This is a genomic window from Sporomusa sp. 246TCP1, assembly GCF_057319775.1.
Map to the genome: position 1 here is coordinate 2436574 of NZ_CM170492.1, position 16528 is coordinate 2453101.

A 16528-nucleotide genomic window follows, 5' to 3' on the forward strand; every position below is an offset into this window, starting at 1 on the left:
AATAAATGATTACATGCCTTCTTGTCAAGTCCGGGATTGCATGTACGCAACGATAGCATATTACGAGTGTGATATGTTGACACTTTTCTACCTATTAGTATGCCAATGGCTTTTGCCAAATATCTATCTGTAGCATTGCTTTCCAGACACCGTCTTTAGGCGGCTTACGGGCAGGACTTGATGGTGATGGCAAATTGATAACGTAAACATCAAACAAGAAGGTAGATAAAAACAAGAGCAAAACCTGATGTATAATACTACTCAAGTTTTGCTCTGTTTTGTTCTTGCTTGAATCTGCAGATTCCAAGCCACTTTATAGTTCTAGGTGTGGTTGATATGCTCTAACCCTTGGCACATCAGACCCACTACATGCTCGTCATCCAATGAATACCAAGCCACTTTACCATCCTTGCGGAACTTGACCAGTCTGGCGGCGCGCAACACTCTAAGCTGGTGAGATATGGCCGACTGCCCCATTGCTAGTGTCTTAGCAATATCGCAAACGCACATTTCCCTAAGGGTTAAGAGATGTAATATTTTAATCCGGGTACTATCGCCTAAAATCTTAAATATTTCAGCCAACTGCTGTACTGTAGGTTCCGCCAGCATCTCCTCTTTTGCCCAGCAAATCGTCTCCGGATGTTCGCAAGTTTCCTCACACATATCACATAGTATGTTTTTCATATGTCACCTCAAAAATAGTGTTACCACGGCTCCTTACCCGTAGGCTGTACCTTTATATGATTAAATATTCATATATATAATAGTAATCTCCCATTATCAATCCCGGTTTATTACATGTTCGACACGATCATATGTTAGATATTCCCAGATCCATTTCATAAACACCACTGTGCGATTCCGGAAATGGACTAAACGCAGCATATGCATTAAAGACCAAATTATCCAGGCAATAAAACCTTGGGACTTAAATTTGCCAATATTAACAACCGCGGCGTTACGGCCAATTGTGGCCATAGTACCGACAGGTCTGTAAACAAATTTCTGCAGTGGACGGCCATTCATCAGACTAATAATATTTTGGGCAACAACTCCGGCCTGCTGAATAGCAACTGGTGCAACCATCGGCAGCGGCGAATTATCCTGTTCAAAGTGCGCTGCATCACCAATAATAAAAACTTCAGCTTTATTCTGGATATGCAAATATTCATTCACAACGACACGATGGGCGCGGTCCTGTTCTTGTTTGAGGTTATCCAGCAGTTTAGTGGCGCATACACCCGCAGCCCAAATAACTGTATGGGTGGGAATTACTTCCCCGCCTTTTAGTAATAATGTATTACCGTCAAAACCGCTAACTTGTACAAGTAACCGTACTTCTATATGCTTGCGAAGTAATATTTCGGCAGTGGCCTCTTGCAACTCCAAAGGCATAACCGGCAACAACGCGTCCGAAGCCTCAACAAGCATGATACGTACTTCTTTGAAATTCAGATTATGGTATTCTTTAGCCAATACAAAATGAATGAGTTCGGACAACGCCCCCGCACATTCAACACCAGTAGGACCACCACCTACTACGACAAAGGTAAGCAGCGAATGGCGTTTTTCCAGATCCGGCTCATGGGCAGCCAATTCGAACATTTTTATGATGTGGTCCCGGGTAGCAACCGATTGGCCAAGTGTTTTCACACATAAAGCATTCTTTTCTAAGGATTCCATTCCAAAAAAGTTATTTGTACTGCCAGTAGCAACTACCAAGTAATCAAAAGGAATCTGATGTCCCGTAATTGTAATAACCCGGTTATCAGCTAGATCTATATCTATAACCTCATCCATATGAAACTCTATATTTTTTTGATCACGAAAAATTGTCCGAATCGGACAGGCTATGTCTTTTTCGGACAAACCGGCAGTAGCTACCTGGTACAATAATGGCTGAAATAAATGATAATTATGCTTATCGATTATAGTAATCTGTGCAGCCGTATTCGCTAATAATTTTGCGGCCTGGATACCGCCAAAACCTGCTCCGATAATAATAATATGCGTTTTTTTAACCAATTGGCCCATTTGCCTGATACCCCCCTAGGCTAGAATTAGCAATTTAATGTCCCTGATTTAGTTCCCTCTATAATTTACTCTTAAACTTTAACGTCTAAATAATTGACATAATACATTAAATAGAATTTCTTATTTTTTATTCCCGCTTAATCTTCTAATTCCTTCAAAATACCTATTTTTTTTAAGTATTTATTTTGGTAGTAAAGTTATTAACGTAACTACCATAACCCAAATGCACAAAATTTTTTTAAATTCATTGACAGGAGTTAACTATGAGCGTATATTTAAATAAAGCAAAGTTACACTTTAACTTAAGATAGTAAATGTGATGAGGGAGAACTTGCGCTCTATGTCGTTTCAGAGAACCGGTGGGTGGTGTGAACCGGTACGATGGGAATGCAAACGTCGCTCCTGAACAGCAAGGCTGAACTGCAAAGTAAGCTGCGCCGGTCTCAACTCCGCAAGGAGTGCAGTCGTTATTCTGCTAGGGTTGTTTGACCTGATGAGAGATGCAGATAGTTTTATTTTATCTGTAAAAAGGGTGGTACCGCGAGAATTATCTCTTGCCCCTTTAAGTCTATTTGACTTGAAGGGCAAGAGTTTTTTTATTTTTACAAGGGGGTATGATGATGAATTACTTGAGAAAATTTGTTTAACGTTGTTTGTCATAATACAAATCTTGAGAAGATTTTTTGCATTCATCCTGTCATGGATAGGTTAGCTTAATAATTAATTTAGGAGATGGTACAAAATCATGAGTAAACTAGCAAATATTGATTGGGGTAATTTAGGTTTTAGCTATATGAAAACAGACTTTCGTTATGTTTCTACTTGGAAAGATGGCAAATGGGATGAGGGCGAACTAGTAACTGATAATAAACTTTCAATCAGCGTGGCATCGACTGCATTGCACTATGGACAGCAATGTTTCGAGGGATTAAAAGCCTACCGAACCAAAAATGGAGATATCCAACTTTTCCGGCCTTATGAAAATGCCAAACGGATAAATCTCGGTGCTCAACGTCTGTTAATGCCGGAAATTCCTGAAGAAAAATTCGTCGATGCCGTATTACAAGTAGTGCGAGCCAATGAAACCTATGTTCCTCCCTATGGTACTGGCGCCACTCTTTATATCAGGCCATTACTAATTGGTGTCGGAGATAATATTGGTGTCGGTCCGGCCCCGGAATATTTATTTTCGGTTTTCTGCATCCCTGTCGGTCCCTATTTCAAAGGTGGTATGGCGCCTGTCAATTTTACTGTTTCTGACTTTGACCGGGCAGCCCCATATGGAACAGGAGCTGCAAAAGTAGGCGGCAACTATGCAGCAAGCCTGTACTCCTATCATTTGGCGAAAAAAAACGGGTTCGGTGATTGTATCTACCTTGATCCATTAACTCATACAAAAATCGAAGAAGTCGGCTCAGCCAATTTCTTCGGTATTACATTAGATAACGAATTTGTCACACCAAAATCGCCTTCAATTTTACCAAGCATTACGAAATATTCCCTGCTCTATTTAGCTAAGGAAAATTTGGGCTTAAAAGCAACAGAGAGGGACGTTTTGATTGATAATCTTAAAGAGTTTAAAGAAGCGGGTGCTTGCGGAACGGCAGCTGTTATTACTCCAATCGGTGGAATCCAATATAAAGGTAAACTCCATGTCTTCCATAGTGAAACAGAAGTTGGTCCAAATACTACCAAACTATACAACACTCTTTGTGGTATTCAATTCGGCGATTTGGAAGCTCCCGCCGGCTGGGTTGTTAAAGTCTAGGAACCTGATTTCTAGTTGTACTAATTGTAAATCAGCGAATATCACGTCGTGAGTGAACTCGTTTCAGCATAGCTGAAACATCGGCGGGTTCAGTTGGGGAGTCTACCCCAACTGAACAAACGCCGCCTGCAGAGGCGGGAGTCTTAACTCGCCGCAAAAGATAAAGGTCGTCCAAGTAAAAAGTTAGCCCAGTTCAAAGGTAGTTACACCAAATACTCTTTCGATTGTTATCGTAGGCGCAATGCCTTTATACATTCTGGCTGTCTCAAACACTTTGGTCATTTTATATTTTTCTGCCAGGGCTATAGCCACCGCGTTAACTTCCGGCACATCAAGAAAGACCTGTTCCCCGTTGGCACAGGCAGCTAGTGACAACAGCAATTTCTCGGCTGTATCCGCGTCCTCAGCAAATAGCGGTCCAATCTTCCAACCACGGCGACACCGGCGAATAACACCATAACCCAAAATGATATCCTGGCTGACAACGGCCATAGCTGTTGAGTCCTGTTGGCTTAGCCAGCTTGCTAGGAAATCAGGCCGGGCTGTGAAGAAAAGGCTGCTATCATAGACGTCCAAATTAGCCTGATTGATTTGATTTGCGGGAACAATGCTCAAGTCAGGTCTTAACTCAGTTATACTACCTGTGAAATTGCCAGCAAATACTCCGCTATAACGAATGTTGCAGTAAGCCATTTGAAATCCGGACTGCCGGTAGTTTTTCTGCTGGGCTACCACTCCGTCAAGCCCTATCACCCGGCCTGATAACTGCTCCATAGCACTCCGCCATAATTGCAGGCCATAGCCTTGTCCACGCCATTCGGGCTTTATAATATAAAAACCGATGAAACCATAAGCCAACCCATACCGTACTGCTGAAATGCAGCCCACCGGCTGTCCATCTTTAATACCCACCAAAAAACCCTGAGGATCGGCGGCCCAGAAACACTGCGCATCATGAAGACCTGGGTTCCAGCCTTCTGCCGCAGCCCAATCCACAGCTAAAGCCACCTCATTTTCGGTCATATGTCTTATATTAAAAGAGTTCCGGGTCATGGTGATCAACTCCATTCAATAAATATATTTCCACGAACGTTCTTGTGACGTAAGACGTTGTTCTTAGCTATGTCTGATGAGATGTCCATCCCCACCGTGGGTTTTCAACTACTATGAGCCTCCTATGGCAGGTGTCGTTTTTCTATAATATTCCATACTTTTACACGAAATTCCTCCATATTTCGCGTAAAATGTCATTGATTTTGTAAAGGGTGTCGTCCCCCTAACAAAAAAGCCATAGGAACTAAAAAGCCGGTTAGAGTACATTTTTAATACCCCAACCGGTTCTTCCTCTATACCTATTCTACCTGTTCATTTTCGGCTGAAAAAGCCTGCTGCAAACGCAAGGAATTCTGCCGTAAACAAAGGGTCCGGATTTGTGACGTAAAAGAGTATGGACTTGTTTTAAAGTCCATACTCTTTTGCTAACTTTTCAAATAAAGGCAGCGCACGCTGAACAGTTTCGGTTTGTACACAGTATGCGATACGCATATGTCCCGGAGCGCCAAAATCTGCACCAGGCACAAGCAATAAATCATATTTTTGGGCGCGTTCGCAGAATGCATAATCATTCTCTTCCAGCGTTTGGGGAAACAGATAGAATGCACCTTCCGGTTTTACACATTTGTAGCCCATAGAAGTTAAAGCTTCTAACAAAATATTTCTATTTTTTTCATAAATAGAAATATCGGCTATATCTGCTGCACAATGAGCAATAACTTGTTGAAACAGCGCTGGTGCGCAAACATACCCCAGCACACGTCCAGCGCCGCAAATAGCAGCATAAACGTCTCCAAAATCATCTACTGTGTTCGGCACTAAAACATAGCCAATACGTTCCCCGGGAAGAGATAATGACTTAGAATAAGAATAACAAACCAACGTATTCTTGTATTTCGGTGCAATAAACGGAACCTCTATACCATCAAAAATAATTTCACGGTAAGGTTCATCCGAAATCAGAAAAATAGGATGGCCATATTCCTCTGATTTCATGTTAAGAAGTGCGGAAAGCCTGCTAATGGTTTCAGCCGAATAAACTACACCTGTAGGGTTGTTAGGAGAATTAATCACAACTCCCTTCGTATGAGGGTTTAACTTTCTCTCGAATTCTTCGAAGTTAATCTGAAAGTCCTGTACCTGAGCGGAGATCACTACGCACTTAGCACCAGCTCCATGCTCAATAAATACCTGATACTCCGGAAAAAAAGGTGCAAAAACGATGAACTCATCCGCTGGCGAAGCTGTTAACGCCTTAAAGCAGAGCGAAATAGATGCAGCTGCACCAAGAGTAAGATAAAGATTTTTTGCCGAATAATCGGTTCCAAAACGGGCGTTTAATGACTCCGCAATGGCAGCACGACAGTCTTCATTCCCCGGCGCCGAAGTATAGCCGTGAATAGCTGACGGATGCTTAGTATTAATTATATCACGAATGGCGTGTTGCACTGAATCCGGTGCAGGTACATTGGGATTGCCAAGTGAAAAGTCAAAGATGTTTTCCCGTCCAACAAGCTTTGCCCGCTGATTACCAAATTCAAAGATTTCACGAATTGTCGAGCGCTTCTTGCCGAGCGCCAAAATATTTTGATTTAACATAATAGTACTCCTCCTAAATAATCATTTTAATCATGCGGGCAAACTTACACTTCTATTGTAATTACCCTTTTCTTTACTGATGATTTGGTTCGATCTATCAAATATATAAGTAACTAAAACTTATTCTATGAATCGCCGTCAAATCCTGCTATGGACTGAATTTTTTTTACCTGTTCTACTTGGATTTCTCGGTTTTTTTGACATATTGTGCTTATGTGTTATAATTAAAGGATATATTTATATTTTGATAGAAGGTTTTTTTATGTCTATTTTAAAGCGTTGGGTTTTATTTTTTTTCGGTCTTTTTTTGTAGCTCTTGGTATTTCCTGTATCGTTAAAAGCATGCTGGGTACCGCACCGATTTCCAGCACACCTTATATTTTGAGTTTGCGTTATTCCATTTCCCTCGGCGGCTTTACCTTTATCGTAAATATGTTATTCCTACTTATCCAAATTCTGATCTTGCGGCGACAGTTTCCATACATTCAGTTGCTACAGATTCCCATAACCGGTATCTTTAGCTGTTTCATTGATCTTACAATGTACCTGCTTGGCATAGTGACACCGGAATTGTACATCAGTAAATTCATTACCTTACTGGCTGGAACAGTTATTCTCGCCCTGGGTGTTACTCTTGAAATCATCGGCAATGTTGTCACTCTGCCGGGTGAGGGCATTGTCAATGCCATTGCTATTCATTGGCATTTAGAATTTGGCAATACAAAGACCTGTTTTGACACTAGCATCGTCCTTATTGCAGGCATCTTATCCTGGATTTACTTTGGCGAAATCCATGGCATTCGCGAAGGCACAGTGATTTCTGCCTTCATTACTGGTTCCATCGTCAGATTTTTCATCAAGCACTTAAGCTACATAAATAAAGGCGGCAGCCGTAACTTCCATCTTCCGTTCACACCATTTCCTGATGATGTTAAAAAAAATCATAGCTATCAGTACAATTAAAAACAAGCCCCTGTATTCTCTTTTTCTTGAGATTGCGGGGGCTTGTTTTTTTAAAATTATAAAGTCAGTTTTCCTCCGCTTGCTCCGTAAGCTTTTTTCACTTGCAAAAATTCTATCACAGTTTGGAGGTATTTTTCTCTATCAACGACGAACGATCCAACATGACCTGCTCCCGGTATGGGCAGCAATTGTGTATTTGGATAGCTCTGCTGCAATTTTAGGCTGTTGGCAATAGGAATATCGCGGTCTGCTTCACCATGAATGAGTAGCAGAGGTCGTCCCTTCAGGTTGTTAACTTCCTCTAAAGGACTGACTACCTCTGGCCGCAGCCCCGTAACTATGGGAATGACAGACATTATGGTGTGATTAAACGGAATTTTAGGAAGGTCTGACCAAACTGTCAAATTGTCAGACAGATAAGTACTCAAATCGGCAAACGGCGAATCGGCTATAACTGCCGCAATACGCGGCTCCTTTGCTGCAGCAAGGATAGAAGTAGCCGCACCCATAGAAAACCCGCATACAGAAGTATCGTGACTAATGTCCGGCCGTGATTGAACAAAATCAAATGCTCCTAATAAATCATTCACTTCATATATTCCAATTGATGTAATGTCTCCTGCTGATTCGCCTGAGTTGCGAAAGTCAAACAACACAACGTTAATCCCTTTATCAACAAGTGCGGCGGCAAACAGCAGCAGAGGCAGATTGTCCTGCAGACGGTTTTTGCCATATCCATGCGCGAAAATAACTGTTTGTCTATTGCCTTCGCTTTTGATCAGCCAACCTTTGAGAAGCAGATGATCTTCACGGCTTGTAAACTCAATGTCTTCATACTGCAATCCTACGGTTGCCGGCACAGCATTAACTGGCCGCCGCACCGGATGGGTTAGTTGCCAGACAACAAAGCCGGAAACCGCATACACAGTGACTACCGCAAGAACAATAACAGCCACTAACGATTTGATTATAGTATTCTTTATTGATGCCGGCCTCACTTTTGTTTGCCCGCTCAGATTGCCTAACAATGCCTTCCCCCCTTTTTATATGCTTACTTCCCATTTAAGTGGCTATTTTCGAAAAAATTATTTTACCCCCATCTTTTGCCGCTGGCCCGCATTTTTCATATGAATAACTTTATTATACTGCTAAATGCTAGTAATTTCTACCAGCTAATTTAGTTTTCGGCTCAATTGCAATTATGCTAAAGAGAAACAAATTCAACTATTAAATCAAAAACCTCATAGTGTAAGCCTGCTACGGCTCCCTATGAGGTTTTGGGCCATATTCTACAATATTTCGTTGGATGTGATCTGTACCGAAACCCTGAGGTAAGAAATTTACTGAACTTTGTGTTAAGCGGAAATTACCATGTCAGATAGTTTAACCAATGGAGTTTTAATCGCAGAACTTTCTGCTATCAGTAGTTGCACAGGGTCTAACATAATAATCATCCGTTCTTCTACTTTGGCAATTCCTTTGATATAACTTACATTTAGACTATTTGCTATGGCAGGCGCCGCTTGCAGTTCCTCTTCGTTGAAGTGCACAATATCGGTTACTTCATCAACAATACAACCGACAACTTGTTCATCCACATTCAACATGATAAACTTGCTGTCTTCCGTATCGGTCATTTTTGCTAATCCGAATTTATTACGTAAGTTATAGATATAGCTTACTTGACCACGAAGATTGATCATACCCTCAATTAAACTGGGAAGTCCGGGAACCTTTTGAATGTTATATTTTTGGGCACGTAATATGCCATTGACAGCTAGTGCATCAATGCCATATTCACTACCATCAATCTCGAAAATGACTATCTGGCTGATTGCCATTATTTATTCCTCCTTTCGTGTGAGATCAACTTTCATTGGCTAAAGCGGTTAGTTGCTCGGTTATACTGGTAATTTCCTCTACACTGGCTGTTATTTCTTGAATAGCGGCTGCCTGTTGTTCAACCGTTAGCGCAGTTTCGTTGCCCATGGCAACTGTACGGTCAACAGAATTTCTTATTAAGGTAGTAAACTCTTTAATTTTGCCAACTGTTGCTTTGGAATCAGCCGATAGTTTTCTGATTTCTTGCGCTACGACTCCGAAACCCAATCCCGCTTCTCCTGCTCTGGCTGCCTCAATGGCTGCATTTAATCCTAATAGGCGAGTTTCGTCGGCAATCTCTTTGATTAGATCCATAACACCGTTAATTTCACCAGTGACAGAGTTTACTTTGCCTATCTCGGTATTTAAATTACTCTGATTATCGCTTACAGAACCTGCAGAAGCAGCTAATTCCTCCATAGTGGCCGAAATCTGATGTAAGCTGTCATCCAATACCATCGCTACCGCTTTTAGTTTTAGATGCTGATAAGCATTCTTGGACATATTATTGGCAACTGTGAAAAGAACATTAGCGGCTGCTTCAATACCCTCTCTTGATAGAATTCGAACTTCTTTAGCAGCTTCGACATAGCCGTCGCCATCAACACCTATTTCGCCTGCAATTCTTCTATATTTATTTTCATCAGGACTTGCCGTAAGAACTTGTCCACCTAATATTGTGCCAAGCAATTTACCTTCGACGATAATCGGCGCTGCAAAGTCAATCAATCCAGCATGACATTCATATATAACAGGTTTGCCACTTCGTTCGGCCTCTTCCCCTCCTTTGCGATGAGACTCAGCACACCGCTTATCACCACATTCAGTCGAATGGGTAAAATCCATACAGAAACGGGTATAGCAACTTGGATTAGTAACAGGCTTTCCTTCAGGATCAACTGTCACGCTGGCTACACCGACGCCCTTTGCAAAATCATCCTGGAATTTTTGTAAAAAATCAATACTAATTACATCGGAAAGCTTAAGTGTAGATAAATTCACTTCGTGGTTAATTGCTTTGCTTTGTATCCCTTTCTGGCTCATGTAAATACCTCCTATTATTTTTCCATTTCTATAAAGATGAAACAATTGTATTATCCTATCAACTATCTATAGTTGCAAAAAGCATGCCAATAGCAATTATCGTATTGTTTTCGCTTGTTTAAGGTCAAAAATTCTGGAAAATCAGATTTACTTCATTAACCAATCCTTTTTCTATATAGCCATAAATGTTTTTGCGTGTCATTTCATTCCAAAAACTGCACTGCTATGCAACTTTTGAATGAAAATTTTTGTCGAAATAAGTCAAAATCCCCTCCGACAACTATACAGAGGGGATTTCTACGACTTCTAAACATTTACTTAATTTACACTTTAGTTCATAGTTTTTACTTTGCATCTCTTATAGTGATGATAAAAATGCCATGTAACCCTTTTTAGTTTCGTACACATCGGCCTTGCTTACGACTTCCCAAGGAGCATGCATATTGAGCAATGCCACACCGCAATCTATTACTTGCATACCATAAAGCGACAAAATATAAGCAATGGTACCGCCACCGCCAAAATCGACCTTCCCAAGTTCTGCTGTCTGATACGCAACTTTATGTTCATCTAGAATTTGCCTTAATTTTCCAATATATTCTGCATTTGCATCATTTGAACCGGATTTTCCCCTTGTACCTGTAAACTTGTTGAATACCATTCCTTTTGCAAAATAAGCGGCATTTTTCTTTTCAAAGGCCGATGCAAATGTTGGATCAAATGCTGCACTAACATCTGATGATAACATTCTTGAATTAGCAAGTGTTCTTCTAAGTATAAGTTCTGAATATTCACCCATTGCATTTAATACTTCTGCTACCGTATTTTCAAAAAATTTTGATCGCATGCCAGTTGCACCAACACTACCTATCTCTTCCTTATCCACAAGGATTGTACAGGCGGTTGTCTTTATGCTGTCAAACTCAAACATTGCTGCTAAGGAAGTATAAGCGCATACCCTATCATCATGACCGTAAGCCATAATCATGCTCTTATCAATTCCCGCTTCCCTGGCTTTTCCTGCTGGAACTACTTCTAATTCTGCAGAAATAAAATCTTCTTCCTCAATATCATATTTATCCTTGATATGTTTTAAAATCTGTTTCTTTACGGCATCTTTTTCTTCACCTTTTAATGGCTTATTTCCAATAATTACATTAAGGTCTTCGCCTTCAATAACTTTTTCTGCTTTCTTTTCCAGTTGCTCATGTGATAAATGAATAAGCAAATCGGAAATGAACACAACAGAATCTTTCTCATTTTCACCAATTACTATTTCAACAACCGTTCCATCTTTTTTTACTACAACACCATGGATTGCAAGTGGCAAAGTAACCCACTGGTATTTTTTTATTCCGCCATAATAATGGGTATCAAGATAAGCTAACTCTGTATCCTCATATAAAGGATTCTGCTTTATATCAAGTCTTGGAGAATCTATGTGTGCCCCTAGTATGTTCATTCCTTCTTCAATTGAATTTTCACCAATCAAAAACAAAGCAATTGCCTTCTTCATATTTGTAGCGTATACTTTATCTCCGGCCTTTAACTTTGTTTTATTTTTTATAATGTCTGCAAGATTTTTGTAACCGGATTTTTCTGCCATTTCTACAGAAATTTTTACACATTCTCGCTCTGTTTTTCCACCATCTAAGAATTTTAAATATTCACTATTGACCAATTCTAATTCCTTCAATTCTTCATTATCATATTTTGTCCAAATGTTTTTTCTTTCCATGAACAAATACCTTCTTTCATTATCTTTTGCACTAACAAGTATTGTATCACATCTCTATTCTGTTTGGAGCTAAAGGATCAAGTTCGTATCTGTGTAAAATAGAATTAGGTGCCATACAGGAAAAAATACCGCAAAATAATGGCCGACATAAAATAGCCACATTTTGCGGTATTTTATTTTTGGTTGAATTACATTTTCCCTAACATTTTCTGTCTCAGGTTACGCCTTTACATTTTCTGCAATCGCATCAGCCAAAGCATCCAGTTCTTTCTCTTGTTCTGCTTTCAGTGAGGACTTGAAATCCAGCGCATCGCCAATGAGCTCGGATTCTTTGAAGTATTCCGTAACATATTCCACCATGCGTTTTTTCGCCGCTGATGCCCAGCTATGGTTGCCAATTACAGCAAATTTACGGTTTTGGAAATGCAAGCATTTGAGATCATGAAGGAAATTTTCCATGGTAAGGTACAGGTTTAGATTATACGTCGGTGCAGCCAATACCAAGTGGCTATATTTCCAAGCTTCGGCAACAATGAAGGAAGGATGGGTTTTGGATACGTCAAACATTCGCATATCAGTGATACCGCGCAATGCCAATTTATTGGCCAAAGCATTGGCAACAGCTGCGGTATTGCCATACATGGATGCAAAAGCAATAAGAACGCCTTTCTTTTCTGGCTCGTAACTGCTCCAGGCGTTATATTTGCCCACTATGTATTGAATCGTTTCCGGGGTACGATAGATTGGGCCATGTAGCGGTGCAATCATTTCAATGCCAAGTGGCAATAGTTTTTTCAACGCCAATTGGACTTGTGGCCCGAATTTGCCGACGATATTGCTGTAATACCGGCGAGCATCGGCAAGATACACGGCTTCATAATCTACTTCGTCTGCAAAAATGTTACCGTTCAGCGTACCAAAAGTACCGAACGCATCGGCGGAAAAGAGCAGCTTTTCTGTTTGTTCAAAGGTAACCGTAACTTCCGGCCAATGCACCATTGGCGCTTTGAATGATTGTAGTTTGTGCCGACCGAGGTCGATGACATCCCCTTCGCCGACAGTAACATAGTTATCCGGGCAAGGCTTTCCATAAAATTGCTCGAAGAAGGTAAAGATTTTGGCGTTGCCGACAATTTTCACGTCCGGGTACATTTCCACCAAATCCACCAAAACTGCGCAGTGGTCAGGCTCCATGTGGTTAATAACAAGGTAGTCTAATTTCCGGTTCTGCAGTAAGTATTTAGCATTGGTCAGAAATTGCACCCGGATTGATGCATCGACCGAGTCAATTATTGCTGTTTTTTCATCTAAAATAAGGTAGGAATTATAGCTCACCCCATTGGGCAGCGGTAACATATTTTCAAACCGTTCGGTAGAAAAATCGTTGCCACCGATCCAGTAAACATCCTTCTTAATCGCTTGTATACATTGCATAACATTCATCCTTCCATTTCATGGTTGCTATTAATTTGTTTTCACCGGTTTCATTGTAACAAAAGTCTAAAATGTCTTCAAAATTATGCATTTACAATCTGTTTGAGTTTCTGACTGATTTCTGTAACGTGACGTTGCTCTTCACCTTTTAATTTCAAAAATACAGTCTTTGCATCTTCAAATTTGGAACATTTGGCCAGTTCATCATAAAGCAAAATTGAATCTTTTTCAGCACCCAAAGCTAACTTAATAATATTTCCCACAGTTGCTAACTCATTAATAATGCGTTCTGCATCCTGTTCAGTCGGAAATACATGGGATTCTACTAATACAGTTAAATATTTGGAAGTCTCTGCGTCAAATAAATATTCCGTAGTATGAGCCTCTTTGCAAGCTTCAATCTGATTGAAATACTCTGTAAAGGTACTAAGATGTTCTTGTTCTTCTTCCATTAGCGCTTTAAATAACGCCTTAGCTTGTGTATCTTTAAATTTGTTATATGCCTTCTGGTAGAAATTGAAACCTCTTTTTTCAATATTCATTGCAATTCTCAAACCTTCAAGATCACTCAATAAATTCTCCATATTTATATCCCTTCTTTCGAATAATTGTTATCTTTTGATATTAATTCTATGAGATTTAATATTTTCCTTCTTTTTTCCCAAAATTTTTGTATTAAATGTTAAAAATTTTCCTAGTGCCAATAAATATGCACAAAAATCATCGTTGCTCACCCAAAATTTAGGCCGCTATTGTCTTACGTTGAGTCAATAGAATACAGGGTGAGGGGTTTTACTTTTGGCATTGCCCCAAAATAGGGCCTCCATAACTCTCAAAAACATATACTTTATCCTAAAAAAATACCCAGCATAGTTGCTGGGCTGGAGAAAGTACTCCACATATTAGTGCATTTTCAGTAACCAAAGTATATTAGCAAAATGAATTAATCAATGATATTTTGCCAATTGCCTTACCTGACTCAAGATACTCATGGGCTTTACTGATGTCAGTGAAGGCAAATTTTTGTGGATTCTGCAGAATACGTAAACTTCCTTGTTCAATTAATTTTCTCGCCTGGTCTAAGATTATTCCATGACGCTCCCGCTCAATATCAAATAGCATAGGAGCGGTCATCAACAATGCATGAAGGGTAATCGCTTTTGAATGCATCATTCCTATGTTAAGCGTGGCTCTAGCGTTAGTAGTACAAACTGTACCCTTTAGTTTGACAGCATTGAAACTATGAATCAGATTATTTCCGCCCACGGTATCGAAAACTGCATCAAATCCCTTACCGTCTGTAAATTTAGCCACATAACCTTCAACTGATTCGTCATTTACCACAATAACATGATCCGCACCATATTCTTTTACGATAGCAACTTTTTCAGGGTTCGTGACAGTACCGTAAACAATAGCCCCTTGCTGTTTCGCCAATTGTACTGCGATATGACCTACGCCACCCGCAGCCCCATGTATTAAAAGTTTTTCTCCCGGTTTCGCCAAGGACTTTTCTACAATTCCTTCCCAGGCAGTTATCGTGACTAGTGGAAATAAAGCTGCCATAAAGTGATCGATATTTTCCGGCTTTTTGGCTATCAATCGAGCATCAGCTAACATATATTCTGCCAATGCCCCCTGCAATTGACCAACTCCACCGGTACAGCCAAATACCTGATCTCCCACTTTCCAGGGCTCAGTTCCAGCGCCAACAGCTACAATCTCACCTGAGACATCAGCATTCAAAATGGCAGGCAGCACTGGCCCTATATTTGCAGCCAATCCAGAGCGAATTTTCGTCTCAAGCGGGTTGACACTGCTTGCCACAACTTTTATCAATACATAACCCTCTCGAAGCTCCGGCTTGTCTATGTCCGCTAGCTCAAATACTTCAGGACCCCCGTATTTACGAATTACCATTGCTTTCATATTCTTATATCCCTTCCTTTCACAAATTCAAGGCACAGGAAGCCCCTTTTATTTATTTGTTCCATCTATGACAAAAAATCTTGGCAGATGGGAGTGAAAATTTCCTACCGGCATGATGGTATCGCCATTTAATTTAAATTTGATTACTAGATCAAAAACACCTTTGGAAAATTTTGCTGCTCACTATAAACTTATTGATGAGCCAAGCGAATAAGGGAAAAATAGTATCGTCTCATCCCTCAATGAATTGGATTAATACTTTATTGAACTTATCCTTCTCGTCATAGAATAATCCGTGGCCGCTATATCTAAAAGGTACAAGATGTGAGTTTTCTATCCCTTGATTTTGTGCTTCTCCCAGATCGAAATGAACAACTTTATCATGAATTCCGTGAAGTATTAAAGTAGGCACGCATATTTCTGTCATATCTGAAAATAAAGTTTCATCAAGCCATGTTTTAGCAATTGCCGCTGTTGACCACCCTGCCGCCTCTAGTCCTAATTGTAAAAACCAGTTGGAAAATGACTGGGTAACATACTGAAAGAAAAACATATCTCCAAAGTCCTGTAGCATCTTGGGACGGTCATTAAGAGTATCTTGAATAATTTTAATTACAGCTTCTCGTTTTAAGCCATAAGGAAAGTTTGGGCGTTCAATAAGACTTGGTGCGGCGGCGGCGAAAAGGGCAAGCTTTGATACGCCATACCCTTGATGGCGTGCCATATAACGAATTGCTATCGCGCCCCCGGTAGAGTGACCAGAAAGTGTAATATCCTGCAAGCCAAGCGCCTCAATAACACATCTAATATCATCTGCTAATCTGTTATAAGAATACCCTGTCAAAGGCTTATCTGATTTTCCAAAGCCCCGCGTATCCACACCGATACAACGGTAACCTTTACGGGATAATTCATCAAATTGGTATTCAAACATCTTATAATTTGCAGGCCAACCGTGGATAAACAGTATAGTTTGCTGTCCCTCCGGGTATATATCTTCGACATAAACTTTTATGTCTTCCTCTACCGAAATATAATAACCCATTTATATTCCCCTCCAAATAGTAAGCTCTAATACATTTTAT

The 16528-nt window shown here is 40.3% G+C and carries 14 protein-coding genes and 1 other annotated feature; of the genes, 2 read left to right on the forward strand and 12 right to left on the reverse strand.

Features of this window, described 5'->3' with window-relative positions:
* Positions 1-321 precede the first annotated feature (321 nt).
* Positions 322-684, reverse strand: a complete 363-nt coding sequence (locus AC1ECB_RS11710; RefSeq protein WP_485668855.1) for an ArsR/SmtB family transcription factor — start codon at positions 682-684, stop codon at positions 322-324.
* A gap of 96 nt (positions 685-780) precedes the next feature.
* Positions 781-2034, reverse strand: a complete 1254-nt coding sequence (locus AC1ECB_RS11715) for an NAD(P)/FAD-dependent oxidoreductase (RefSeq protein ID WP_485668856.1) — start codon at positions 2032-2034, stop codon at positions 781-783.
* Positions 2035-2344: 310 nt separating this feature from the next.
* Positions 2345-2599: a binding site (T-box leader), on the forward strand.
* A gap of 180 nt (positions 2600-2779) precedes the next feature.
* On the opposite strand from AC1ECB_RS11715, the gene AC1ECB_RS11720 reads away from it, so the two are divergent.
* On the forward strand, positions 2780-3802 hold the full coding sequence (locus tag AC1ECB_RS11720; protein ID WP_485668857.1) for a branched-chain amino acid aminotransferase: 1023 nt from the start codon (positions 2780-2782) through the stop codon (positions 3800-3802).
* A 183-nt stretch (positions 3803-3985) separates the two neighbouring features.
* Here the strand turns inward: AC1ECB_RS11720 and AC1ECB_RS11725 are convergent, their stop codons facing one another.
* Both AC1ECB_RS11725 and AC1ECB_RS11730 read right to left on the reverse strand, forming a co-directional pair.
* A complete protein-coding gene (locus AC1ECB_RS11725) occupies positions 3986-4798 on the reverse strand; it encodes a GNAT family N-acetyltransferase (RefSeq protein WP_485668858.1) in 813 nt (270 codons plus the stop codon).
* A gap of 462 nt (positions 4799-5260) precedes the next feature.
* A complete protein-coding gene (locus AC1ECB_RS11730; protein WP_485668859.1) occupies positions 5261-6454 on the reverse strand; it encodes a pyridoxal phosphate-dependent aminotransferase in 1194 nt (397 codons plus the stop codon).
* Between the two features lie 342 nt (positions 6455-6796).
* On the opposite strand from AC1ECB_RS11730, the gene AC1ECB_RS11735 reads away from it, so the two are divergent.
* Positions 6797-7417, forward strand: a complete 621-nt coding sequence (locus tag AC1ECB_RS11735) for a YczE/YyaS/YitT family protein (protein ID WP_485668860.1) — start codon at positions 6797-6799, stop codon at positions 7415-7417.
* A 56-nt stretch (positions 7418-7473) separates the two neighbouring features.
* Here the strand turns inward: AC1ECB_RS11735 and AC1ECB_RS11740 are convergent, their stop codons facing one another.
* From AC1ECB_RS11740 to AC1ECB_RS11775, 8 genes are all read right to left on the reverse strand, one after another.
* A complete protein-coding gene (locus AC1ECB_RS11740) occupies positions 7474-8445 on the reverse strand; it encodes an alpha/beta hydrolase (RefSeq protein ID WP_485668861.1) in 972 nt (323 codons plus the stop codon).
* Between the two features lie 327 nt (positions 8446-8772).
* Positions 8773-9258, reverse strand: a complete 486-nt coding sequence (locus AC1ECB_RS11745; RefSeq protein ID WP_485668862.1) for a chemotaxis protein CheW — start codon at positions 9256-9258, stop codon at positions 8773-8775.
* A 25-nt stretch (positions 9259-9283) separates the two neighbouring features.
* The gene (locus AC1ECB_RS11750; protein WP_485668863.1) at positions 9284-10342 is read right to left on the reverse strand and encodes a PocR ligand-binding domain-containing protein; all 1059 of its coding nucleotides are present in this window, start codon (positions 10340-10342) and stop codon (positions 9284-9286) included.
* A 358-nt stretch (positions 10343-10700) separates the two neighbouring features.
* Entirely contained in the window at positions 10701-12080 is a 1380-nt protein-coding gene (locus tag AC1ECB_RS11755) for an aminopeptidase (RefSeq protein WP_485668864.1), read from the reverse strand.
* Between the two features lie 219 nt (positions 12081-12299).
* On the reverse strand, positions 12300-13514 hold the full coding sequence (locus tag AC1ECB_RS11760) for an FprA family A-type flavoprotein (RefSeq protein WP_485668865.1): 1215 nt from the start codon (positions 13512-13514) through the stop codon (positions 12300-12302).
* An 83-nt stretch (positions 13515-13597) separates the two neighbouring features.
* Positions 13598-14098, reverse strand: coding sequence for a ferritin family protein (locus tag AC1ECB_RS11765; RefSeq protein WP_485668866.1), 501 nt, complete (start codon positions 14096-14098; stop codon positions 13598-13600).
* 346 nt (positions 14099-14444) lie between these two features.
* Positions 14445-15443, reverse strand: coding sequence for a zinc-dependent alcohol dehydrogenase family protein (locus tag AC1ECB_RS11770; RefSeq protein ID WP_485668867.1), 999 nt, complete (start codon positions 15441-15443; stop codon positions 14445-14447).
* A 232-nt stretch (positions 15444-15675) separates the two neighbouring features.
* Entirely contained in the window at positions 15676-16488 is an 813-nt protein-coding gene (locus tag AC1ECB_RS11775) for an alpha/beta fold hydrolase (protein WP_485668868.1), read from the reverse strand.
* Positions 16489-16528: the final 40 nt, after the last annotated feature.